At 49.8% G+C, this 24,193-nt stretch carries 23 protein-coding genes; 9 read left to right on the top strand and 14 right to left on the bottom strand.

What is annotated here, in order from left to right; translation table 11 throughout:
- Nucleotides 1-223 precede the first annotated feature (223 nt).
- From HXZ99_RS04510 to HXZ99_RS04480, 7 genes are all read right to left on the bottom strand, one after another.
- Nucleotides 224-1,069 carry an ankyrin repeat domain-containing protein gene (locus HXZ99_RS04510; RefSeq protein WP_228517652.1) on the bottom strand — a complete coding sequence of 282 codons (846 nt, stop codon included), beginning with the start codon at nucleotides 1,067-1,069 and terminating at the stop codon, nucleotides 224-226.
- Nucleotides 1,070-1,071: 2 nt separating this feature from the next.
- Entirely contained in the window at nucleotides 1,072-1,848 is a 777-nt protein-coding gene (locus HXZ99_RS04505) for an alpha/beta hydrolase family protein (protein WP_194756096.1), read from the bottom strand.
- Nucleotides 1,849-2,065: 217 nt separating this feature from the next.
- The gene (locus tag HXZ99_RS04500; RefSeq protein WP_194756095.1) at nucleotides 2,066-2,563 is read right to left on the bottom strand and encodes a hypothetical protein; all 498 of its coding nucleotides are present in this window, start codon (nucleotides 2,561-2,563) and stop codon (nucleotides 2,066-2,068) included.
- A 677-nt stretch (nucleotides 2,564-3,240) separates the two neighbouring features.
- Entirely contained in the window at nucleotides 3,241-3,480 is a 240-nt protein-coding gene (locus tag HXZ99_RS04495) for a hypothetical protein (protein WP_194756094.1), read from the bottom strand.
- Nucleotides 3,481-3,607: 127 nt separating this feature from the next.
- The gene (locus HXZ99_RS04490) at nucleotides 3,608-4,102 is read right to left on the bottom strand and encodes a hypothetical protein (protein WP_194756093.1); all 495 of its coding nucleotides are present in this window, start codon (nucleotides 4,100-4,102) and stop codon (nucleotides 3,608-3,610) included.
- 244 nt (nucleotides 4,103-4,346) lie between these two features.
- The gene (locus tag HXZ99_RS04485) at nucleotides 4,347-4,865 is read right to left on the bottom strand and encodes a hypothetical protein (protein WP_194756092.1); all 519 of its coding nucleotides are present in this window, start codon (nucleotides 4,863-4,865) and stop codon (nucleotides 4,347-4,349) included.
- A gap of 186 nt (nucleotides 4,866-5,051) precedes the next feature.
- Complete coding sequence (locus HXZ99_RS04480; protein ID WP_331458474.1) at nucleotides 5,052-5,171, bottom strand: hypothetical protein; 120 nt, start codon at nucleotides 5,169-5,171, stop codon at nucleotides 5,052-5,054.
- 94 nt (nucleotides 5,172-5,265) lie between these two features.
- Here HXZ99_RS04480 and HXZ99_RS04475 point away from each other — a divergent pair, with 94 nt between their 5' ends.
- Nucleotides 5,266-6,279, top strand: coding sequence for an alpha/beta hydrolase family protein (locus HXZ99_RS04475; protein ID WP_194756090.1), 1,014 nt, complete (start codon nucleotides 5,266-5,268; stop codon nucleotides 6,277-6,279).
- 68 nt (nucleotides 6,280-6,347) lie between these two features.
- Here the strand turns inward: HXZ99_RS04475 and HXZ99_RS04470 are convergent, their stop codons facing one another.
- From HXZ99_RS04470 to HXZ99_RS04455, 4 genes are all read right to left on the bottom strand, one after another.
- A complete protein-coding gene (locus tag HXZ99_RS04470) occupies nucleotides 6,348-6,950 on the bottom strand; it encodes an EF-hand domain-containing protein (protein ID WP_194756089.1) in 603 nt (200 codons plus the stop codon).
- Nucleotides 6,951-7,027: 77 nt separating this feature from the next.
- Nucleotides 7,028-7,741, bottom strand: coding sequence for a response regulator (locus HXZ99_RS04465; RefSeq protein ID WP_194756088.1), 714 nt, complete (start codon nucleotides 7,739-7,741; stop codon nucleotides 7,028-7,030).
- On the bottom strand, nucleotides 7,738-9,144 hold the full coding sequence (locus HXZ99_RS04460) for an ATP-binding protein (RefSeq protein ID WP_194756087.1): 1,407 nt from the start codon (nucleotides 9,142-9,144) through the stop codon (nucleotides 7,738-7,740). The genes HXZ99_RS04465 and HXZ99_RS04460 overlap by 4 nt, the downstream gene beginning before the upstream one ends.
- Nucleotides 9,145-9,149: 5 nt before the next feature.
- The gene (locus HXZ99_RS04455; protein ID WP_194756086.1) at nucleotides 9,150-9,404 is read right to left on the bottom strand and encodes an accessory factor UbiK family protein; all 255 of its coding nucleotides are present in this window, start codon (nucleotides 9,402-9,404) and stop codon (nucleotides 9,150-9,152) included.
- 136 nt (nucleotides 9,405-9,540) lie between these two features.
- Here HXZ99_RS04455 and rep point away from each other — a divergent pair, with 136 nt between their 5' ends.
- Entirely contained in the window at nucleotides 9,541-11,562 is a 2,022-nt protein-coding gene (gene rep / locus HXZ99_RS04450) for a DNA helicase Rep (RefSeq protein WP_194756085.1), read from the top strand.
- Here rep and HXZ99_RS04445 read toward each other — a convergent pair.
- Entirely contained in the window at nucleotides 11,522-14,143 is a 2,622-nt protein-coding gene (locus HXZ99_RS04445; protein WP_194756084.1) for a sensor domain-containing phosphodiesterase, read from the bottom strand. The genes rep and HXZ99_RS04445 overlap by 41 nt on opposite strands.
- A 262-nt stretch (nucleotides 14,144-14,405) precedes the next feature.
- The gene (locus tag HXZ99_RS04440) at nucleotides 14,406-14,831 is read right to left on the bottom strand and encodes a c-type cytochrome (protein WP_331458469.1); all 426 of its coding nucleotides are present in this window, start codon (nucleotides 14,829-14,831) and stop codon (nucleotides 14,406-14,408) included.
- 188 nt (nucleotides 14,832-15,019) lie between these two features.
- On the opposite strand from HXZ99_RS04440, the gene dinB reads away from it, so the two are divergent.
- Entirely contained in the window at nucleotides 15,020-16,093 is a 1,074-nt protein-coding gene (gene dinB, locus HXZ99_RS04435) for a DNA polymerase IV (protein WP_194756082.1), read from the top strand.
- On the opposite strand, the gene HXZ99_RS04430 is transcribed toward dinB, so the two are convergent.
- Nucleotides 16,041-18,260, bottom strand: coding sequence for a S46 family peptidase (locus HXZ99_RS04430; protein ID WP_194756081.1), 2,220 nt, complete (start codon nucleotides 18,258-18,260; stop codon nucleotides 16,041-16,043). The two genes, dinB and HXZ99_RS04430, sit on opposite strands and share 53 nt — an antisense overlap.
- A gap of 196 nt (nucleotides 18,261-18,456) precedes the next feature.
- Between HXZ99_RS04430 and purE the strand changes: the two genes are divergently transcribed.
- The 6 genes from purE to deoA are packed head-to-tail and all read left to right on the top strand — an operon-like array spanning nucleotide 18,457 to nucleotide 24,193.
- The gene (gene purE / locus HXZ99_RS04425; RefSeq protein ID WP_194756080.1) at nucleotides 18,457-18,945 is read left to right on the top strand and encodes a 5-(carboxyamino)imidazole ribonucleotide mutase; all 489 of its coding nucleotides are present in this window, start codon (nucleotides 18,457-18,459) and stop codon (nucleotides 18,943-18,945) included.
- Between the two features lie 4 nt (nucleotides 18,946-18,949).
- Complete coding sequence (locus HXZ99_RS04420) at nucleotides 18,950-20,041, top strand: ATP-grasp domain-containing protein (RefSeq protein ID WP_194756079.1); 1,092 nt, start codon at nucleotides 18,950-18,952, stop codon at nucleotides 20,039-20,041.
- A gap of 20 nt (nucleotides 20,042-20,061) precedes the next feature.
- Complete coding sequence (gene glpK / locus HXZ99_RS04415; protein ID WP_194756078.1) at nucleotides 20,062-21,570, top strand: glycerol kinase GlpK; 1,509 nt, start codon at nucleotides 20,062-20,064, stop codon at nucleotides 21,568-21,570.
- A gap of 34 nt (nucleotides 21,571-21,604) precedes the next feature.
- On the top strand, nucleotides 21,605-22,027 hold the full coding sequence (cdd, locus tag HXZ99_RS04410; RefSeq protein ID WP_194756077.1) for a cytidine deaminase: 423 nt from the start codon (nucleotides 21,605-21,607) through the stop codon (nucleotides 22,025-22,027).
- Nucleotides 22,024-22,857, top strand: a complete 834-nt coding sequence (deoC, locus tag HXZ99_RS04405) for a deoxyribose-phosphate aldolase (protein WP_194756076.1) — start codon at nucleotides 22,024-22,026, stop codon at nucleotides 22,855-22,857. The genes cdd and deoC overlap by 4 nt, the downstream gene beginning before the upstream one ends.
- On the top strand, nucleotides 22,829-24,193 hold the full coding sequence (gene deoA, locus HXZ99_RS04400) for a thymidine phosphorylase (RefSeq protein WP_456237043.1): 1,365 nt from the start codon (nucleotides 22,829-22,831) through the stop codon (nucleotides 24,191-24,193). The genes deoC and deoA overlap by 29 nt, the downstream gene beginning before the upstream one ends.

Here is a 24,193-nt window from a genome sequence, read left to right as displayed (position 1 = left end):
CTGTACCGATCGCTCCTGAAGTAGTTTGAGGTCCCCAGCCTATTATCGCTGCCGGCACGTGCCCAGCTCCTCGTGCAATTTCTGCGATAGTCATATTCAGCGGCGGCATCATTTTACTTAAAACCAACTGCTTACGTTCTTCCGAGTAACGTGGCACAATCAAAACCTTAACGCCCTAACTGGTTAATTTCTAAGTAGTGCCAACTATCCTGCCAGAGGGGGACTATTCGCGGGGTGGAATTTCAACCCCCCGCTCCGACAGCCAGTCAATGACTCTCTGTAAATCTTTTTCCTGTTGACTGCCGGAAATAAATGCACCTCTTTTTTGTCCTACTCGATCCGTCAGATCGCGGCCACTGTCATTCTTTATTTTGTAATCGGCTCCCAGCTCCAGTAACTCATACACAACATTAAATCGCCCCAACCCTGCGGCTTTCATTATCGGAGTATTCCCGCCGATAGGCATGTATGAAGAGTCATCAACTGTCCTAATATTAATATTGGCTCCCGAGTCCAACAAAAGCTGCCTATGCTCTTTCCTGTTATCCCCTTCAAGACCAACTGTTAAGAACAGTGGCGTTTCACCAAGCTGACCCGCTCTCAGGTTGGGGTCGCCGCCGTGCTCCAAGGCAACCTTCAAGAAAGCTACATCTTCGTGCATCGTCGCCCAGTGCATCACAGATCCGTCGGCAAACAAGAGATTGGGGTCAGCCCCCAGCTCCAGCAGCCGAGTAAAGCCCTTCAGATTGCTGTTGCGCAGTGCCCAGAACAGTGGGGTTGCGTCATTATTTCCCCGTGCGTTAACGTCAACACCCTGCTTAACTAGCTCTTCTAGTTTTGTGAGCCTCCCTTTCCCAGCCGCCTCAGCCAATGTTCGGATCGGCTGGTTTGGAAACATCGTTCTCAGCGGCATCTGAATGATCAGCTCTTGCCCCTGGCGTTTATTGAAAGCCTCTTCGGATGATTTCATAGCGTCAAAATCGATTTCTCCTGCTTTACAACCAGGCAAGCCCAACGTAAAGCTCAAAAATAAGAAACACAAATTTCTTTTCAAGGTCTCCATGCGCATCTTCAACACCCCATCTCTCGACAAACGCCTCTCATACCATGTAGTCCCGCTCCTCCCAAGGGGATACGCTCAGCCGGCACTCTTGCTGGCGTGACCATGTTCCCTAAGCGCAATGCATCAAAGGAGCTATAAATGTAGTTCACCGAACCATTGGATGGCGCGAAACCTCGCAGAGTATTAGTATGCACCCCGGCTGCATTGAAAACAGTGGCACTACCACCCGTCACTATTGCAGACGCTGATGCTATTCCACCGCCCAGCGAATGACCCGTGAAGTGGATGTTTCCACCAGTGCCCTCATGGTACCCAATTGCCAAGTCTATCCCTTGCTCATACTGAGCACTGCGAAAACCAAAGGCTTGGCGCAGATTGGCTTTCCAGTTCGCCCAGGAACTTGGATCGGTACCGGCAAACGCCAAGACATGATGACCGGTATCTTGGTTGACGAATAAAGCTGCCTGGAGACCCGTTCTATCATCAGTATGATTCTTAACACGAGTGTAACCATCAGCACCTTCGAACTCTGGGTCATAAACTCCTTTTGCCAGCCTTGCATAAGTTATCTCTTCAGCAGTCGGCTCTCTTGCTGCCTCCGCCCCAGCCCTGGCAACCCAAGCAAACGCCCCGGTCACCGCCCCATTCGCAAACTTACCACCGACAACTTGTGACGCAGTGCCACTCAAAATCATGCTTACGGCTAGGTCTCCGCCGGCATTGTTTGCGACCTGCCCCATCCCCGTACTGACAAAGCCATGATGGAACGCGCCCCCGCCGAGCATGCTTGTAAATCCACCCCCGACACCACTAACAAACGCCGTACCAAATTAAAACTGCTGTGCTGATACACACTGCTTTGCTGACCCTGTAATACCCATCAAGAAGCTGCCAGAGATCGCATGTTGCGATTATGGCATGACCCGTGTCAGTTGCATCTGTGGTTCTGGTGCCTTGCCGTGTGTACACCGCTCCAGAAGGAATGTGACCTGCCTCATTGCCTCATTTCTGTTCCTGTATTAACAATATCAGTGGTTGAAGGCAGCTCAATGATTTTGTATCTTCGGCTCTCTGGATAAAATGAGTCAGTGCTCTAAAAATTAATGAAGTTTCGTTCGTTGTGATTGATACGTATTCTGAGTCGTCATAAAAGTAAGCGAACGCCTTCCCGTCATCCTCAACAATCACAGACTGTTTAAATCCAAAACAATTAAGGTTTACATCTGCTACTTGTGAAAATTGATTAATTTCATCTCCGGCAGGGCCTATCCTAACACTCAAAAAAGACGAACCACCATCGGTCAGCTCACTATAAATTTTGGCATTTGATAACCTAACGTGCACTTTCTCCCAACTTGATTTTTCTATATATAGATTTGCAGGGAATAGTAAAAGCCCGTCAAATGCCTCTATCCCCAAACTACCTTCAGAGTGCTCTTGTGATGCAGATGCGCTTGCCAAGCACATCTTCATCATAATAATCAAAAGTATAGTCTTCATAACTTATCTTTCTCCAAAGAGATCTATGAGATTCGATGACGGGGGCGGTGATGAGAGAACTTCATAATGATACCCTGCGGTTCTTAACAGAAATCCAAGCTGTCGTGGCATTCCAAGGCCTCCAATTCCCGCGTAAGCTTCTGTTCCCAACGCCACTCCCATGCTCCGTATGGGTGACAACCGTACCTCCGACCATAAACGGCTGGCCAGCTTTATTTGACCACTACATATTCACTTACTTGAGAACTATTTGCAGCTATCATTAGAGTTCCATGATGGTCCTCTCATGCTTATCGTATTCGGGGACGGGCACACGACATCAGGAAATACCTGATAGTTGAAACCTTGACTCCGAGCACTCACGAATCTTTTAACCATCGCCTCTGTTATTTCTAATCTGCTGTCGCAGGAGTCAGAAAGCTGAACATAAAAAAACTCCCTAGTGCTGTTTGGGAAAGTCATTCCAGCCATTGGGTAAGCTGCCTCAGATCTTATAAAATATGACAAAGCATCATAGAGTTCCCTAACTTCATCACGACTCAACTCATCCATATCTATTTGAAATTTAACGATGCAATCGGAACGGCTATATAGACCGTTTTTTTCTAAACTGTCTTCTCCACACGAAGCAAGGAGAAAAATAATTAGCCCGGTCCATATAACTCTCATTTACCACCTCATTTGTATACTTCCACAGCAATCCCCGACGCATTCCCGTGCGGCCACTGATGAACAGGAACTTTAATAACCCATCTAAAACCATGATTGTTTTCATATCCAGCATCAAAAACTCTGGATGGTTTGTTTTCCTCAGAAGAATACAAATTAAACAACGCCTGCATGACCCCAGTAACCGCCCCGTTGGCAAACTTGCCACCAACAATGGAGGATGTGGTTCCACCGATGGCAGCTGACACTAGGGTTCCTGCAATCACTTGGTTCCCTACTTGATCGTTAAAGTGGGTTCCAATGCCTTTGGTGATGCCCGCGCTGATAAAGCCATGGGAGAATTTTGCGCCATTTTTATTTCGTGCAGCACAGCGGTTACAACTCTAAGCATACTCGACCGTACCGCTTGGTTTGGTCAAACTTTTCCGCGTATCTGCCCTCAGTCGCTTCATCTGCTTTTTCGAGTAACTCAAGCCAGTTGTCTTCAGCAAGAAGCATGACAGCAGGCGCTAATTCCCAACTCATCCTTTCAAAGGGTTCAACTCCGGATTCAAGCAGAAATGTGACGCTCTCAAAATCTTCGATAAACAAAGCATTCGAGATGAGTTTAGGCCCAAAATACTGAAGCTTTTCCTTATCAACGACTGTTTCACCGAGCCTCATCCCTTCAACAAAATCTGAAATCTCATGTATACCACCACCAATAAACTCCAAATACTGCAGGTTGTATTCCTGCCTTTGTTCAACTATCCCTTCTTCGTGAAGATCAGAGTGGCCGTAATTCAGGTAAAACTCCGTACAAAAATCACCGTAATCCGGCTGACTGCAAGCAGTAAGCATCATCACCAACGAGAATATTAGTTTCTTCATAAGCCTTCCCAGTACAAATACACTTCTACTAAGTGCCTTTCATTTACTACCAGTTGATGCCTCATCACAGGGCCATTCGTCACATTCATGCCCGCTGCTCTCATGATCGTCCTTCTTATACGTCCTAGTCCTCTTGTCGCGACTACCTCCACACTCTGTTCGCCAACGAATTGAACTCCTGCACCAACAAAATTTCCCGCCTCAGCACTGAAAGCTAGAACGCTAGCTCTCCGCAGCTCACTGCTTAAGCTTTGCACTTCAAGATCAAAGATCTCTGGGGTAAGGTCTTCCAAGTGAGGATAACGTTCAATAATAAGGTCAATGTTGCCTTGCTTATGAAAACGGTGTAACGCTCTCTGGCGCTCAATTTTTCCATTTGGTCTGAAATCCATTGATTCATCACAAACTGAAATCCCCCGGTCACCGCACCGTTTCTAAACTTACCTCCGGTCAGCTCTGAGACTGTGCCACCCACAACGGCAGAGACAATAGTGCCGCCCACTAGATTGTCTGGAACCACGCCATTTACTTGTGCGCCCTTGGTGATGCCGGCACTGACAAATCCGTGCACAAACTTTCCTCCTTGTAATGAGGATATGGCGCCCCCGACAACCGCGTGGGAACCCACTTTCATTAAGTTAGAAGCCCCATACGTCACCTGGCCTACACCAAGAAAGGCCATCGAACTGAGCGCACCGACTGTAGCACTTCGTAAGTTACCGGTTTGCACCGCTCCAGACGCAAAACCGCCTGCAGCGGCCATTGAATACGCTGCCGATACTGACCCATTTTTTATTAATGTAAATGAAGCACTACCCGTATAGACAGCAATCCCAATAGAAAATGCCGTTCTGAATATATCGGTCTTCAAAACTTTCTTGAAAAAATACCCACTTGGATCCGTATAGCTCAGCGGGTTATTCAGCACATAGCTGTAGCGGTTGTAGTGCTATATAGAGTTCTGCAAGTTCGCTCCTGCCTGAATAAACGGGTCCGCCTGCATAAAGCGCCCTAGCACCGGGTTGTAAGTGCGCCCACCCATGTGAATCAGGTTCAGGTCGTTCATTATGGTGTGGCCGTTGCCCCTACTGCTCCAAAGTGGTCAATTTTTCGTATAACTGCTAGGATGTGCGTCTAGTTTTTAAGCGTAGAGGTTGTAGTAGATGCGTTTACTGATACAAAGTGCGGGTTTAATTCTCTGCTTATTGATGAGTGCTAGCATGGCTCGGGCGAACGACTCTTGGTCGTTAGAGTACAATGCCACCTGCTATACCCCACCATACGATACCTACAATAATTTCATTGATCATTTTGTGCAGCGCAATAGAAATCCGCGCTACGACCGTGCCCACTTTGAATCTGAATTTCCGGAAGAGCGCTTTCGCACCATGCGAACGCAGATGGATTGCCGTTGGCTCATTTATCGCAATGGCAATGCCATGGTGGGTGGATTTGCGTTGTTCCCACGTGAATTTGAAGGCGAGAAGCTCCCCGTAATTATCTATAACCGACCCGGTCATGGGCCTACCCACGGCGTGAGCTTCGTGGATATATTTAATCAAATGCTACCACTAGCTGAAGCTGGATATTTGGTTATCGGCAGCCAATACCGCGGTGGCGGGGGTGTTTTCTCGGGCATGTCGAATGGCACCGATGAGTACGGCGGGCGCGATCTGGGTGATGTGCTACGACTCATTGATGTCGCCCAAGCGATTGCTCCTGCTGATGAAAATCGAGTGGGCCTTTATGGTCGATCTCGTGGCAGTATGATGAGTTTTCTTGCTGCACGAGAACGTCCAAATGCATTTAAAGCGATCGCCTCGGCCGCGACCTTAAGCGATTTAGAGCAGTGGGTAAATGAGTGGGGTGAAGCCGAACATCCTGCACCTCGCTATATTCCTGACTACGCTGAACGAGGTAATGAGACGCTAAGAGAACGCTCGGTAATTAACTGGGCACACGAGCTTCCTCGCTCAATGCCTGTTTTATTGCTGCATGGTCAGCGCGACTGGAATCTCACGCCTGAGCAATCGCAAAACCTTGCCGCGCGCCTTGACGAATTAGGTCATCCTCACGAGCTCATTCTCTACTCCCATGCTGATCACCAGTTCACGAGCTATCAGCGCGATCTGAATAATGCCTTAATTAAATTCTTCGACGCACACGTGAAGCCATAACGACAAAAGCCTGATGGGAATATGATTCGCCATCAAGCTTTATTCGGTGACGTCAATTAATCGTGAAACTAGCGGTTATTTTCCCGCTCCATACGCTCGCGCCGACGTTCTTCGCGCTCTTGCGTTCGCTGCTGCATTCGTTCCATGGCTTCCGTACGACGTTGTTCCGCTTCTAACCGACGCTCATCGGCTTCTTGACGACGAATAATAACGCGTTCACGACGCTCATCACTCATCGCACTTAAACGCTCGACAAACTGATCTTCGTTTATCACACCCGTACCATCAGTATCTAGGCGACGAAACAGTTGCTTCGCACGTTCTTCAGCTTGGCGTGTCATAAACTCCACCATCTCTGATTCGGTGAGTTTACCGCTTTGGTCTAGATCAAAATCGTGAAAGTGCTGACGAATGCGCTCTTCTCGTGAGCTGCGCATGCGCTCGCGCAATTCTTCGGGATCAATATCTGAGGCATCACCGTCAAAGTGCTCAAACCACATCATGCGACCGCCAGGCGTTCCCTCTGCGCGGGGCCCTTCACGACGAATCTCAATACGTTTTTCTTTCTTAACCTGTTTTCCTTGGTCGCTATCGGTTTGCGCTGACGCAATCACCGAACCTGAACTCAGTGCCAAAGTAGGAACTAACAAGAGTGATAATAGTGTTTTCATTTTCATTCCTCCGAGCCATGGGGCTCATTTCACACAGGTACAGTGTGCGTCATGATTCCGCAGGAAATATGCGTATATTATGAAGAAATTGTGGAGCCTGCTTGATACTTATACCCAACTCCATACACTGCTTGAATGATGGTTGTGGGAGCGCCCGCTTGGTGGAGTTTATTGCGCAGATTTTTAATGTGGCTATCCACAGTGCGATCACTGACTACCCTATGATCATCGTACGCTGCGGAAATTAGTTCTTCGCGACGATACACTCGCCCAGGCTGTCGCGATAAGGTAGCTAACAACCGAAACTCTACGGGAGTGAGATCCATGGCAACGTCTTCGTAGCGCGCTTGGTAAGCGCCCAGATCGAGAAATAGTCCCGATGTATCCGCTGGCGTTGTCTCAGTACCATTTTGTTGCCATTGTTGTCGACGAATATGGGCATCAACCCGTGCCACCACTTCGCGCGGACTAAATGGCTTTACGATGTAATCATCCGCCCCTAACCGCAAACCCACAATGCGATCTACTTCGTCGTGACGCGCAGTGATAAATAGAATGGGAATACGACTTTGCTCACGGATTTTACGGCACACTTCTAAACCATCCATCTCCGGCATCATGACATCAAGCAACGCAAGAGCGGGACCGTGCTCGTGAAACGCCTGCATAGCCGCCGTGCCCGTGGCCGTGCAAATGCATTGATAGCCCGCTTGCTGCAAATAATCCCGCAGTAAGTGAGCAATATCCGCTTCATCTTCGGCAATTAAAATTTTAGTCGTATTTTCTGTCATACCGATTCCGGATGAGTAAATAGTTCAATTTCTACACGCAATCCACCTAACGCACTCGCGCTTGCGGTTACCTGCCCAGTGTGGGCGTGTACAATACGTTCAACCAACGCTAGACCGAGTCCAGAACCGCCACTGTGACGGGCGCGGTCTCGGTGCACACGATAAAACCGGTCAAACAGATAGGGCAAGTGTTCGTCGGCGACACCGGGTGCTGAATCTTCAACAATGAGCTTTACGCTCTCGTTAGACTGACGCACATGTACCCGAACTTCACCCGGCGCGTCGGTATAACGCAATGAGTTACTTAGAAGATTGCTCAGCACCTGCTGTAGTCTCTCTGGATCGCCATATACCATGGCATTTGGCGTATCAGCTACGTAAGCCAAACTTAACCCAGCCTCACGGGCGGATGCCTGAAATTGCTGGCAAACATCTTGCGCTAACGACACGGCATCGACCTGTCGCCATTGATACCCTAAGCCACCTAAATCTGCTTGAGCAAGCGTATCTATGTCCTGCACCAAGCGCGTGAGCTGTTTCGTTTGACCTTGCAAGCGTTGAATGACACTGGAATCTGGTTTGCGCACGCCATCTTCAATGGCTTCTAGCTCGCCTTGCAGGACGGTTAAAGGTGTTCGTAACTCATGGGCAACATCGGCCATGAACTCGCGCCGCTGCGTTTCATTGGCTTGCAGGGTGGCGGCAAGTTTGTTTAACGCACGACCTAGCTGTGCCACATCGTCGGCACCCGTTTGCGAAAAGCGAATGTGGGCATCCCCTGCTGCCAACGCGTCGGCACTATGGCGCAGACTTTGTAAGCGTTGACGCAAACCTAGGGCAAACAAAAACGCGACTAGTGCCGCCAAAATAACCGCTGCTGTGCCCGCGTATATGAGAGTCTCTCGCTGCTGCTGAGCGAATACCGCGTCGATGGGGGCGATAGCACCATGGGGCATGGGTGTGCTTAAAATTCCGAGAATGTCGGAATCATAAATCACCAATTCCGAGACGGCATCTTCAATGCGCGGACCAAAAATTAAATCGCCAGATTCAGTCACAAAATTAAGCTCAGAGAAGGCCAGATCTGCGTCTAAATTAAAACGCTCCGGCTCGAGCCACACGTCCCGCTGAATGTCACTGAGAATAGCCCGCCATAGCTCGCGTTCACTCAGCCCCTCGGTCACGCCCATCCGATCATAGCGACCATAATAGTCACTAAGCACAACCGCCACTTGTTGCAGACGATTGCGCTCTTGCTCTGCCATGTAGTGCGTGAAATCCTGTACGAAGAAATATCGCGTGCTAAATAGAATTAAGCCTACAAGCAACAAACTGCTTCCGGCAATTGCCAGAAACAATTGAGTACGAGTCTGTAAGTAAGTAAAGCCGCGTAGTATCGACAATGAGTTTACTCCGAATCAGACTCCCCTTGCTCAAGAGCATCAAGGCGTGCTTCTAAGGCCTCGACGCGCTTGCGCAAGCGCAATACGAGCTCTTGCTGCACCGCTAGCTCCTCATGAGTAACCACATCGAGGCGCTCGAGTTGCGCTTGCAGTGTTTGCTTCACTCGTTGCTCAACGTTATCGGCCATATCACGCACTCCAGGTGGAATACTCTCGGTAATTTGGCGGGCGATTTGTTCTATTTTTTTGGCATCTATCATGAAAAATTCCTCATCCTTATTGCCCCCTACTATAGCATGAGCATCAAAAATAGAGAGCGTTTCCTGCGGGTCGTGCTTTAGGCTACAATGCGCACTTCCATCGCTCAAACCCAGAACATACTCAGCAAGGATATCCATGCAATTAAACCCGCAACAACAAGAAGCCGTGCAGTACATTGGTGGCCCAATGTTAGTGCTTGCGGGTGCCGGGAGCGGTAAAACGCGAGTGATCACCGAAAAAATCGCCTATTTGATTAGCTCCGCGGGATATCTACCCCATCATATAGCCGCTGTAACCTTTACCAATAAAGCGGCGCGAGAAATGCGCGAGCGTATTCATTTGCGGGTCGGACGCAAGAACTGTCGGGGCTTGCGCGTATCTACCTTCCATACGTTGGGTCTGGATATTATTCGTCGCGAAGTGGGCATGCTCGGTTTTAAGCCCGGCTTCTCCTTATTTGATGATCAAGACAGCTACGCCTTGCTTGCAGCGCTGAGCGAAGACGCGTTAGAGAACGATAAACAACAAATTCAGCTGTTACAAAGCCGCATTGGCCAATGGAAAAACGCCATGTTGCTACCAGAGCACGTTCAACCGGATCCGAATCGTCCCGACGACCCCTTGTTTGCGGAACTTTACGAGCGTTATCAGCGTCACTTGCAAGCATGTAATGCCCTTGATTTCGATGATCTGATTTTGCTTCCAACATTGCTTCTAAAACGTTCCACCGATGTGCGCCAGCGCTGGCAGAATCGGATTCGCTATTTATTGGTGGATGAGTATCAAGACACCAACTTAAGCCAGTACGAACTTGTACGTTTGTTGGTCGGTGAGCGCGGTCGCTTTACCGTGGTAGGTGACGATGACCAAAGTATTTATTCATGGCGCGGCGCACAGCCGGAAAATTTGGCGCAGTTACAAAAAGACTTTATTCAACTGCGTGTGATTAAGCTCGAGCAGAACTACCGTTCAGTCGGTCGGGTTCTCAAATGCGCCAACATTCTGATAGCCAACAATCCTCATGTATTTGAGAAAAAGCTATTCTCTGAGATGGAGTTCGGCGAACCCTTGCGCGTTATTTTCGGTAAAAACGAAGAGAATGAGGCCGAGCGGGTCGTAGCAGAAATTATTCGAGAACGTTTTCTCAACAACATTCGTTATGGTGATTACGCCATTTTATATCGTGGCAATCACCAGGCGCGAGTTTTCGAAAAAGCGCTCATGAATAACCGCATTCCTTACAAAATCACCGGCGGACAATCGTTCTTTGCTCGCGCTGAAATTAAAGATGTGATGGCCTATTTGCGTTTGGTGGTGAATCCCGACGACGATAACGCCCTGCTTCGCATCATTAACACACCTCGACGTGGCATTGGCCCGAGCACCATGGAACGAATTGGTCAGTTGGCACATCAAGAAAACATAAGTTTGTTTGCTGCCTGCCAACATCACGGTCTCAAAACTATTTTGGCCACCCGTGCATACGCAGACGTTCAAGGCTTCGTTAATATGATTAACCATGCCGCGCGCGAAGCAAACGGCGGCCATGACTTTGCCACACAAGCGGTAAAACAACTGCTGCAAGATATCCACTTTGAAGATTGGCTATTTGAAACCAGCGGCAGCCCCACCGCTGCGGAAATGCGTATAAAGAACGTAAACGAACTCTATCGTTGGGTGAGTGAAATGCTTATGGGTAATCCAGATAACGACCCCATGACTCTCGAGCAAGTGGTCAATCGATTAGTCCTGCGGGATATGTTGTCGCGCCAAGAAGACGAAGAAACAGATGACCAAGTGCAATTGATGACCTTGCACGCCAGTAAAGGCTTGGAGTTTCCGTTTGTTTTTCTCGTGGGCATGGAAGAGGGCTTGCTGCCCCATCAAACCAGTATTGATAATGATGACATTGAAGAAGAGCGTCGTTTAGCTTACGTGGGCATCACTCGAGCGCAACAGAAGCTAACATTCACGCTTGCCAAAGAGCGGCGCCAATACGGAGAAACCATCCGCCCGGAAGTCAGTCGCTTTTTAATGGAACTTCCTCAAGATGATATTGAGTGGGAAGGTGAAAAGAAAGTGGTATCGATGGAAGATCGGCAACAACGCAATGCAGCTAACGTTGCTCGCTTGAGAGCGATGCTGAAAGATTCTTAGTGGTTTTCGCTAGGGCTTTAACATCAATGGGCGCCGGCTCTCTCAGCAGGTTGCCCTGACCCACCTTCACCCCGAGCTCTTGCAAATAGGCTCTCTGCTCTTCTTGCTCGATACCTTCTGCGAATAAATCAATATTTAGCTCGGTACACAGAGTCACAATGTGACGCACCATTGCGCGGGCGCGTTCTTTGCGCGCGACTTGTCCGACAAAGCGACTATCAAGTTTGATGATATCGAATGGATAGTTGTACAAGAAGTGCAATGGACCGGTGCCACGTCCAAAATCGTCGAGCGCGAGTCGGAAACCAAATTCTTTCAATCGACGCAAACTCGACAGAACGCGACGGGGATCTTCTTGCTGCAAGGATTCTTCATCAAACTCTAAGACAATGAGATTGGCAGGAACTTTTGCCTCATCAACAATACTCATCAGCTTATTAATGTGACGTGGCCGAAGGAGATGCTGTACGCACATATTCAGATGCATCGGAAGTGCTTTCACGCCTTTCTTACGCACCGACGCCAATAACTGGCACGACTCGGACAGTACCCAGTGATCAATTTCAATAATCGCGCCGGAACGCTCAGCAATGCCGATAAACTCACCAGGTAGAACTATGTTTTTGCCGCGCTGCCAACGAACCAATATTTCGTAACCAAGAACTTCGTTTGAATCTAAATTCAATACTGGCTGCTGCCAAATTCGGAAATCCTTTTGAGTTTGCGCACAACGCAACGCGGCTTCTTGATTCAAGGCATCCACGAGACCGCTGCGAATGGTTTCATCGAACACCACATAGCGGCCCCTACCCAAATTCTTGGCTTCGTACATGGCTGCATCAGCGTCTCGCAGGAGTCGATCGGTGGTGTCATCACCACCGCGACAGGTAGCAATACCAATACTGGCACCCGAGAAATGTTCTTGGCCTTCCAACACAAAGGGTGACTTCATTACCTCGATAATGCGCGCAGCCACGTCTTTGGCATCATCCACGTGCTTGATGGGCTCCAGCAGAATTACAAATTCATCACCGCCCAAGCGTGCTAGGAAATCCGGTTCGCGAATGGCGCTATGGATGCGTCGACTCACTTCCAGCAGAAATTGATCACCTGCTGAATGACCCAAGGTGTCGTTGATGTTTTTAAAGCGATCGAGGTCGACAAAGAGTAAGGCGAAGTTTTCTTTGGTTGCGCGCTTTTGTCGCGTCAACGCCTGATTCACCCGTTCCGTGAACATTGCACGGTTCGGTAACCCGGTTAGGTTATCGTGGTGTGCGTCGTGATAGAGGCGCGCTTCAATATCTTTTCTGCGTTCAATCTCTTCCACCAGCTCTTCAGTTCGCTCAGCGATACGTTTTTCTAGGAACGAATTCGCTTTCGCAAGCTGTTCCGCCGCTCGACGTCGCTCGATGGCTACGGAAACGTGGTGCGCCACAAAGTTCAGCAGTTCTAGATCTTCACGTTGATAGGGCCGGTCGTCTCGATAGGTTTGAGTGGCGATTACCCCAAATATCTTACCGTCCATCATCAAGGGTGAGCCCAACCATTGATGGGCCAGTTTACCGCGCGTTTCTGAAAGCACCACATCGCCCCTGGCGATTAAATCATCACGCGTTTTTCCATCGATGAACGCGGGCTTTCGGGTACGCAATACATATTCAGTTAGACCTTTTTGCAGGCTACGCTGGCGTGCTTGAAAACCACTCTCATCGGCGTAATAAGGAAAGTACACCTGCTGACGGTTCTCAGTAAGCAATGCAATATAGAAGTTATCGGCTTGGACCAACTTCGACACTTCCACGTGCAAATGTCGGTAGAAGGTTTGCATATCTTCGGCGGTGTTGGTGAGATCGGAAATGGAATACAACACTGCATTCTGCCGTTCGGCTTTTTCCCGCTCAATAATCTCGCCACGCAATTCTTCGTTGGTTTGTTGAAGTTCTGCCGTGCGCTTTGCAACTTCTTGCTCTAGATATTCACGATGGCGGAAACGTTCCAACGCGTTCACCACATGCTGCGATACGAACATTAAGAGCTCAAGATCTTCGTCACGATAGCGCACTTCTTCTTCGTAGCTCTGAACCACCATTGCGCCGATCAGCGTATCGTTGGCAATCAGGGGAACACCTAACCAATCCACAGGAAGTGAACCTAAGAAGTTTACTTCGCCTGCTTTTACCAGTTCCTCTATGTTGTCTTTTGTACACAACATTGGCTCGCCACTACGCAGAATGTAACCTGTCATGCCGCGCATGAGCGCAGCCGCAGGCACTTCATTCACCATGCGCGCATCATCGTATTGATCGACAAAATAAGGGAATAGGAAGCTGTCGCGGCTTTCAGTGTAAAGGCAGATGTAGAAGTTTTTGGCCGACATCAGTTGGCCGATGATGCGATGGACCGATAAATAAATTTGGTCCATGTTTTGGGCGGAGGCTGCAAGTTCGGAAATACGGAACAGGGCCTGCTGAACAACTTCAGCTTGCCTGTACTTCTGCGTAAGTGCTTTTAGCCGAGTTACAACTTTCTCGAGCCGTTTGACCTGTAACGCATAATCCGTGTCGTTTGCGTGTTCGCTCACCCGTGAGCATCCCCCAAGGTCAATTGCCTAACCAAGTAACGAAATCAAGTGAATTTCCAGCACTCTTTACATTACAGCAGGGGGTTTTCCCCCTAGACAATTAGCAGACCGTTTTGTTGTGATGTTGTTATTTTTTTACCAATAACAGAGTGTACACCCCTTTTTTTGGGTTGAAAAGCAACCAAAGGTGAGAAATTTATAAATCTGATACAAAAAAGCCACTCATATGAGTGGCTTTCGTTTTTCTTGTCGATTTGAACGCTTATAAATCAGCGATCATAAACTCAATCGCGGCTTCGATTTCGTCATCGGTACAACGCGCACAACCACCACGCGGAGGCATCGCGTTAAAGCCGTTAATCGAATGCTCTAACAACACGGCCATCCCTTGCGGTAAACGCTCAGTCCAATCTTCCGCTACGCCTTTGCGCGGAGCGCCTAAAACGCCACCTGTATGACATGCCGCACAGGCTTGGTTATAAACCTGCTCGCCTGACCGGTCGCCCGATGCAGCGGCTTGCTGTTGCGGTTCGTCACCGGCAACACGCACTTTCATGGACGGCTGAATGCGCTCAGCAATCGCTTCCCGAGACATATCTTGGGTAAACGCCATTACACCACCAGCAATTGCCACGCCGGCAACCACTGCAACTAGTTGTTTCCACTTCAGTTGGTTTACAAACTTCACGGCTTTCTCCTGACTCATCAGTGCCTAATTCAAAATCGGTTGCTGAATTTCTGAACCGATTATAACGAGAAAATCTGTTCCATGAAACTGCTGTCTGCTCCGATAACAACAATTGGTATCAACTTTCGCCCCGAAACTAGGCCCCTGTGATACACTTTTCCTGTCATTTTATACGGGATCTCAGCGCTTTGGTTCAGTCTTCAGGTCGAAAAATCGCCTTGCTTGATCTTGATGCATTTTTTGCAGCAGTAGAGGTTATCAAAGATCCTAGCCTTGCAAAACGTCCTTTTGCGGTGGGTGGTGGCAGTGATCGAGGCGTTGTCGCAACCGCGAATTATCAAGCGCGCCAATTTGGCGTGCGCAGCGCGATGCCAGGCCACCAAGCACGAAAATTATGCCCCGATCTTGTGTTTGTGAAACCAGACATGGCCGCTTACAAAGCGATGTCAAAGCAAGTGCTTGCGGTTTTAACCGAGTTTACCCCCTTAGTAGAACCCGCCTCCATCGATGAATTTTATTTAGACCTTACTGAAAACACAGCCTTCAAAGGCAGTGCAAGTCTTACCATGGAAGCGATTCGTTCAGAACTGCGCTTATTAGGTGTAACCGCATCTGCAGGTATTTCTTCGCAAAAGATGGTTGCCAAAATAGCTTCGGAAGAACGCAAGCCCGATGGTCAGTTTGTGGTGGCACCCGATGATATTTATGCCTATTTGGGGGCGCTGTCATTGCGGCGCATCCCCGGCGTTGGGCCGAAGAGTCAAGAACGTTTAGCCGCGGCTGGTTTTCATAAGGTAGGCGATATCCAAATATGTGACCCGAGCAAGCTGCAGCGCCTACTTGGCGACCATGCTGGGCTTTTACTGCATCAACGCTGCCAAGGCATAGATGAACGGCCGGTATCCCTCAGTAGAATGCGCAAACAAGTGAGTGTGGAATCAACCCTGCATCGTGATTTTACCCATGTAAAACATGCCGAACAGTTTCTCGAAACCAGTTTACTGCCTTCATTGAAAAAGCGTCTTGGTGAACAGCGCTGGCAGGATGTGCGCGCCAAAGGGCAAACCGTTAAGCTGAAATTTAGCGACTTTACACAAACAACTGTCAGCCGTGTCAGCAACAGAGTTTCACCGTCGCTGTTTTATCAACTACTACACGAAGCATGGCCTCGGGCGCAAAACCGCAGTGTCCGCTTAATTGGGATTGGCATTACTCTGCCGGATCCAGATGAGGATCGACAACTCGAATTGGCGTTGGAATAATGGGCGTGTCCCCCACAAAACAGGTGGCGTCGGTTTCTGTAAACTGCAACTCATCAAGCACTTCCTGCGCTTGATAGACATAGCGCAACAACCACAATAAATAACGCACGTCTGCATGAATCAAGCGGTGGCGTCGGCTATCAAACATCCAATCACTTAAGATACCATCGGTCGTACTATCGAACACCAAGCCGATCAGTTCTCCTCGACTGTTGAGTGTGGGGCTGCCAGAACTTCCTCCCGTGCCATCGGCGCTGCTCAAGAAATTTAAGGTTAAATCTTGTGGGCTTATGGCCAAACAGCCAGCGCCGTGAACCGACGCTGCAGCATGCATCGCAAATGGCAATGTATAACGCGGCTCGGTTCCAGTAATGGTAAGGAGTGAACTTAATGTGGTTCGGCTTGCGATTATATCCGTATCCACATCAGCGTCCGGGTGAGCCGCAACAATCCCGGCGCTTAGCCGATAGGTTCGGTTCGCATTATCAGGTAAGCGGATTCCTTGCGCGCGGCCCCAACGACGAAATCCGTCCATCAAAATACTGCGCCCTTGCTGCTCAATGCCGCGCAACTCGCGCTCGCGCGTATCCCATTCGAGGCGCTCATCAGCACTGTCGATGGCAAATCGAATCCATGGATCATTAATACGCCGCAGTTCCAACAATGGCAGTTGCATCATCTCATCTAATGTATCTTGTTTTTGCAGACGGCTCTGTGCATAAATTTCCGCCACCCGCTGCTCTATCTGTGCTTTGGTGGAATCATTCGTTAACTGGAAAAACCGCTGAATAAAGCGAATCTGTTGTTGCTCTGGCAATTCTTGATGGCGTAGCAAAAGCTGCACCAACAATGCTTGTTCCACTTCCGGATCAAATTGTCGTAGTTGGCCCCGCAGTTGCGCCCGCAGTGCCGGTACTTGCTGGGCTTGAAACCCCCGCGTTCGCCGCTCATTCGGTCGGGCTGACTCTTGCGCTAATCGGTAAACCCGCTGGGCAACGAGCGGCAATTGCAACTCTTGAAAAAACGACCACCAGGTTTGCTGCGCCATGGTCTCTTTTCGCGCCTCGAGCGCTCGATGCACTAAATCAATTCCATGCTTGTAATGGTCCGCATTTTCTTGCGCACGCATCCATTGTCTAACATTTGCTTCTTGCTCTGCACTTTTCGTAAAGAAGTTCTGTTCATCGGCGGCCTGCAACATGCCCATAAAGTTCTGTCGACGGTTTCCCCATCGCATTAAAGCCGGCGCGTAGCGCAACACACGTTCATTATTTTCCACACTATGGTCATGAACAATATCTTCAAAGGCCTGTAAATAGTCGATAGCCAGTGGGTAAAAGGTTTCTAACGCCAGCCTTGCTTCTTTCTCAACGCGATAGCGTTGCGTTAAGCCAGGAAACCCTGCGGTAAATACCAGCTCGCCATCACTGGGCGCTGCGGGTGATAGGGGCAACCAATGCTCCGGCTGAAAGGGCTTGCCATCCTCACCATACACGCGCAACAGCGCCAAATCGGCACTATGCCGGGGCCACTGCCAATTATCTTCCACTCCGCCAAAATGGCCGACATCTTCCGGTGGTGCCCAAACTAAGCGAACTTGCGGGAAGATTTGATCACGAATGAGTAAGTAACCAATGCCATCGTATTGCTCAACAACACGACATTGGATGTTTGCTGCGTTCTCACATTGCCGCAAAATTTCGTTGCGATTATTGGCAATCATATTGAACCGAGCACGACCAGTGATGCGATCGGTTACGCCTTGCAGCACTTCTCGCGTTACTTCCGTGCGGCTTAACGTTTTTGCCACCACAAAGTCTGCCGGCGCACGCAATTCCAATTCAGGGCTGAGCGCCAAAAAACCGGTTTCTAAATAGTTATGTTCGAGCGTCGAGCGGTATTGCAGGAGATCAACAACACAATGATGGTTGGTGAGAATGAGCCCTTTGGGTGATACAAAGGTACCGCTGCACGCCCCCACTTTGAGAACGGTCGAGGTATTCGGTTGCATGGGCCAATCGGGCTGCTGCTCTGGCAGCCACATGCCCTCTTTTGCTGCACTAGTAAATGCAGCCAAGAACAGCGTCAAACAGGCAATAAGCAGCGTCAAACCACGGCCAGACGCTAGGTTTACAGGTTCGAGCTGTTGTTGTTGATACCCACTCATACCGCTCCCTGTGGTAACAATCGAGATGAATCTACTATCTAAAGTGTACGAAAAATCAACGCAACTTGGCTCAATCTTACACTTCTTTAATGTTTCGCGCTGCTTTCAGTATGCTAAATAGACGAATTTCTGCTACAATCCGCGGCTTTCAGTTCCACCCACCATAGGTTCTGGTACCTACTCGGGAGAAGAGTGAATGGCTTCTGTACTTATTCTAATGGGTTCACAATCGGATTGGCCAGTTATGCAAGCGGCTGCGCGCATGCTAAAAGATTTAGGCGTAAGCTGGGAAGCACGTGTTGTATCCGCCCATCGTACCCCTGACTTACTCGCCAGCACCATGCGCGAAGCGGAGCAATCCGGCGTTCGTGTCGTCATTGCCGGTGCCGGCGGCGCTGCGCATCTACCGGGCATGTTGGCTGCATTTACCTATTTGCCTGTATTTGGCGTGCCCGTTCCGAGCAAACAACTTAAAGGCTTAGATAGTTTGCTATCCATCGTGCAAATGCCTAAAGGCGTAGCGGTTGGTACCCTTGCGATTGGTGAGCCAGGTGCTGCGAACGCCGGTTTGCTAGCTGCACAAGTGATTGCCACAACCGAACCAAACGTGCGCGCTCGCGTGCAAGCATTCCGCGAAGCCCAGCGTGAGAAGGTGGTTGCTAACAGTAAACTGGACCTCGACTAAGCACATGAATATTTTAATTCTCGGCAATGGCCAGCTTGGCCAAATGTTGGCGCAGGCGACCATTCGCCTCGGCCATGAATGTTTGCTCGTCAACACTCGAACCCATCAGGTGATGCCGGCTGGGGCGCATGTTGCCATGCAAATGAGTATCGCTGATGCGGTTGCATGGGCCGATGTGGTGAGCTGGGAGCATGAGCAACTTGATCCTGAGCATGTGCAGTTAGCTGCCGATAAACTCCTGACCGATCCGAGCAAGATATTGCCTCTGACACATCGTCAACTTGAGAAAAAACTGTGTGACGATCTGGAAATCGCTACCGCCCCTTGGGTAGCCTTTAACACCCAGACGCAATTCCAAGATGCGATTGCACAGTGGCAAGGCAAAGCAGTGATTAAAGCGGCAAGCGGTGGCTATGACGGCAAAAGTCAGTGGCGTTACGACGCCGACAATGCTGGCGATATCACCGCTCTAGCGGATACAGCGGGGCGACAGCCCGGCATCATCGAAGCCATGATTCCCTTTCAATGTGAAGTGTCCATTGTGGGCGCGCGGGCAGCCGATGGCCGTATCCAATGCTACCCGCTCGTTGAAAACGTTCATCGCAATGGTATTTTAAGCCATACCTTTGCTGGCATTCAGGCGTTTCCAGAGCATTTGCAACAAGACGCTGAACGCGCATTTTCCAAAATTACAGAACATCTAGGATACGTTGGCACCCTTGCCATCGAATTCTTTATTGTCGGCGAAGGCAGCGAAGCCCGTTTACTGGTGAATGAAATTGCGCCTCGCGTACACAATTCAGGCCATTGGTCGATGCAAGGCGCGAACATCAGTCAGTTCGCCTTGCATATTCGCGCCCTTACCAATATGCCGTTCGCTCCTTTTGTGATTCAGCCCACATTGATGGTTAACGCCATTGGTGTGCCACATATTCCAGACTCACTCTGGCAAGATGGCGAATCTGCTCCATTCTGGTATGGTAAAGAAGCGCGGCCGGGTCGCAAAGTAGGACACGTTAACTTTCACGTCAACGACCGCGCGGGTGCAGAAGCCCTCGCAACACAGTGGGCATCAGAACTGCAGATCCTCAGCTAAGATAAAAGCAAGGAGTTGCTATGCCTCAAGGTAAGTATCTTTTGGCTATTGATCAGGGCACGACATCGAGTCGTGCCATGGTGTACCACGCTACCGACGATCAGTTCGAGGTGGCCGGTCGTGGCCAACATGAGTTTGATCAACATTTCCCCGATGACGGCTGGGTGGAACATGACCCAGAGGATATATGGCAAACAACCATAGACGCCTGCAAAGACGCCATCAAAGACGCCGATATCCATGCCTCCGATCTGGCCGGGATTGGTATTACCAACCAACGTGAAACAACCGTTATTTGGGAGCGTGACAGCGGCAAGGCAATTTATCCTGCCATTGTTTGGCAAGATAGACGGACAGCGGCCCACTGCCGAGAGTTAAAAGACGATGGTCACGAGGCCCTCGTTCAAGAAAAAACCGGTCTGTTACTCGATCCCTATTTTTCCGCCACCAAAATTCAATGGATCCTCAAACATGTAGATGGGGCGAAAGATCGTGCTGAAGCCGGCGAATTGTGCTTTGGCACCATCGATTCGTTCCTTCTGTGGCGCCTCACGGAGGGTGAAGTTCATGCCACTGATGCCACTAACGCATCACGCACTTTATTAATGAATTTGGAGTCACGGGAGTGGGATAGCGAACTGCTCGATCTGTTCGATATTCCAAAAGCCCTGCTGCCTGAAATTCGTGATAACGCGGATCATTTCGGTGACGTGGCTTGCAGCACTCTTGTGCCAAATTCTGACAGCGATAAAACGGTTCCTGTGTTAGCCATGATTGGTGACCAACAAGGGGCATTAGTGGGCCAAGCGTGTTTCTCTCAGGGGCAACTGAAAAGCACCTATGGCACCGGCTGTTTTGCTCTCGTCAACACCGGCGATCGCCCCCGAATATCGGAAAACCGGCTCCTTTCAACCGTGGCATACCAACTTAAAGGTAAGCCTACCTACGCCCTTGAGGGCAGTATTTTTATGGCCGGGGCTATTGTACAGTGGCTGCGAGATAAGCTCGGTATGATTGAGCAAGCCGCGGAAACTGAAGCATTGTCGGAGAAAGTTTCTTGGCAGCAAACAGAAATGCTCATTCCCGCGTTTACCGGCTTAGGCGCGCCTTACTGGGATCCAGATGCGAGAGCCGCTCTCTTTGGCATGACGCGTGATACCGGACGATCGCAAATTGCGGCGGCTGCATTACGCAGTGTTGCGCTGCAAACCCGTGATCTACTCACGGCCATGGAAGATGATGGTCAGGAAGTGGACGAACTTCGGGTAGACGGCGGGATGACCGAAAATAGCTGGTTTTTGCAGGCGCTATCCGACATGACGGGACACCCAGTACTGCGCGCCAATACACCGGAAACCACAGTAAGGGGTGCCGCTTTACTTGCCGGCTTACAAGCAGGGATTTTCTCCGATTTGAGTGACATTGAAACGCTCTGCCGTGCGGATGATCGTTGGAGCCCTGAGCTCGACGAAAAAACCCGCGATAAAGTCTATCAGCGCTGGTTAGCCGCGGTAGAAAAAGTCAGGTAGAATGTGTGCCCTTTTTTAGAAAATTTGAGAATGTATGAGCCAAGACCCATTATTCGCGTTGGCGAAAGCCGCCATGGAGCGCTCCTATTCGCCCTACTCTAAATTTCCGGTAGGTTGTGCCATCCGCACTACGTCTGGGGCCACATTTTGCGGCTGCAATGTTGAGAATGCATCCTACCCCGAGGGAACATGTGCTGAGGCCGGTGCCATTGCGGCCATGGTGATGGGTGGTGGCGATACCATTAAAGACATTTTTGTGATTGGGCAAGCTGATGGCTTGTTAACACCCTGTGGCGGCTGTCGGCAACGTATTCGTGAGTTCTCTACGGTCGATACGCGCGTGTACATGTGTGGTCCGGAAGGAGTACGCGGTGTTATGACCGTGGACGAATTACTTCCTCACTCTTTCGGCCCTGAGCACCTTGCAGATCATGAGAAAGCCGCGGAGAAATCATGACGGATATTGCAACCCTGACGCGCCAAGAACAAGCACGTCTGGCATTTTCATTGCTAGACCTAACCAGCCTGACCGATACCGAAACCCGAGCAGACATTGAAGATTTGTGTGCCAAAGCAAAGTGGCGTGATGCAGATGGCAACCTTACCTGCGTAGCTGCGCTATGTATTTTCCCGCGCTTTTTACCATGGGCACGTCGGATTCTTGATGACAAGGGCTTGTATCATGTGCGGTTAGCCACCGTGACTAACTTCCCCCACGGCGATTCTGATATTGATATTGCGGTGAAAGAGACCTTAGCCAGCATCGCCTATGGCGCCGATGAAATAGATGTTGTGTTTCCTTACCGGGCATTGATGAGCGGCGATACCGACACGCCTTTGCGTTTAGTACAAGCGTGCAAAGCCGCCTGCGGCGAACGCGCCATGTTGAAGGTGATTTTAGAAACCGGTGAGCTGAATAGCCCGAAATTCATTCAAGAAGCCAGTGCCATTGCCATTGCAGGCGGTGCCGATTTTATAAAAACGTCCACAGGGAAAGTGGCCACGAATGCCACCCCGGAAGCCGCAGAAATTATGCTTGGCGCCATTGCCGCGCACCGCGCAACGGGTGACCATCAAGCAGCGCCTGTGCGACCTGTAGGTTTTAAGCCTGCCGGCGGTATCCGAACGCTTGATGATGCACTCGTTTATATGCAAGCAGCACAACAAACTCTCGGTGCCGATGCGGTACGTCCGTCTTTATTGCGATTGGGTGCAAGCTCGGTACGCAGTAATCTTATATCTGTTTTAGAAGGAACGGATGAAGCTACACAAGCAGGAGGCTATTAAGATGTTGCCCCAAGAAATTATCAAAGCAAAACGCGATGGCAAAGTTCTTAGTGCCGAGCAAATTCAATTCTTCGTTAAAGGCATCACCGGCGGTGGTGTCACCGAAGGGCAAATCGCTGCCTTTGCTATGGCGGTGTATTTTAACGGTATGGAAATGCCCGAGCGGGTTGCATTAACCGAAGCCATGATGAATTCTGGTAGCGTGTTGAACTGGGAGCACATGAACTTAGCAGGCCCCATTGTTGATAAACACTCTACCGGTGGCGTCAGTGATTCGGTCAGCCTGATGTTAGGCCCCATGGTGGCAGCATGTGGTGGCTATGTGCCTATGATTGCCGGTCGTGGCTTGGGCCATACCGGTGGCACTTTGGATAAATTTGAGAGTATTCCGGGTTATAACATTCAGCCTGAGCAAAATGATTTCCAGCGCATTGTGAAAGAAATTGGTGTGGCGATTATTGGCCAAACCGCAAGTATAGCTCCTGCCGATAAGCGCTTTTATTCCATACGTGATGTTACCGCAACAGTGGATTCCATTCCGCTGATTACCGCCTCCATCCTGTCGAAAAAGTTGTCCGCAGGTCTTGAGGCCTTAGTGATGGACGTGAAGACAGGAAACGGTGCCTTCATGACTGATCTGGCTAAGTCGCGCGCCTTGGCGAGCAGTATTGTTGAAGTGGCTAACGGTGCTGGAGTAAACACAAGTGCACTTATCACCGACATGAATCAGGCGCTCGGCGATACTGCAGGCAATGCCACTGAAATGCGCGAGGCCGTTGAATACTTGATTGGCAAGCGACGCAACCCGCGCTTGCATGAAGTGACCATGGGCTTGTGTGCCCAAATGCTCATGCGCAGCGGGATTGCCCAAAGCAAAGATGACGCTGAAACCAAACTGCATGATGCCCTTAATTCGGGTCGCGCAGCGGAAATTTTCGGGAAAATGGTCCATGCTTTAGGTGGACCGTCAGACTTCGTCGAAAATTATGACCGTTACTTACCCAAAGCACCCGTGATCATTCCAGTGTATGCAGATGCTTCAGGTTACATTAGCCAAATCGCAACACGGGAACTTGGTTTAGTGGTGGTCAGCCTCGGTGGAGGTCGCACCAATCCAAGCGATACCATTGATCACGCAGTAGGCCTAAGCGATCTTGCCCCTATTGGTAGTTTTGTCGATCATGACCGTCCCATCGCCATGATCCATGCCCGAGACGAAGCCTCCGCGGCCATGGCGTCGGTTGAATTGAAGGCATCGATTGGCTTGAGCGAATCTTTGCCGGAACTGGACCCTGTGATCTATGAGATACTGACAAAAGAAAGTATCCGGGAGTAA

Origin of the sequence: Aliidiomarina indica (assembly GCF_015354615.1) — a bacterium.
GTDB lineage: Bacteria > Pseudomonadota > Gammaproteobacteria > Enterobacterales > Alteromonadaceae > Aliidiomarina > Aliidiomarina indica.
This window is presented reverse-complemented; position numbering and strand designations above follow the sequence as displayed.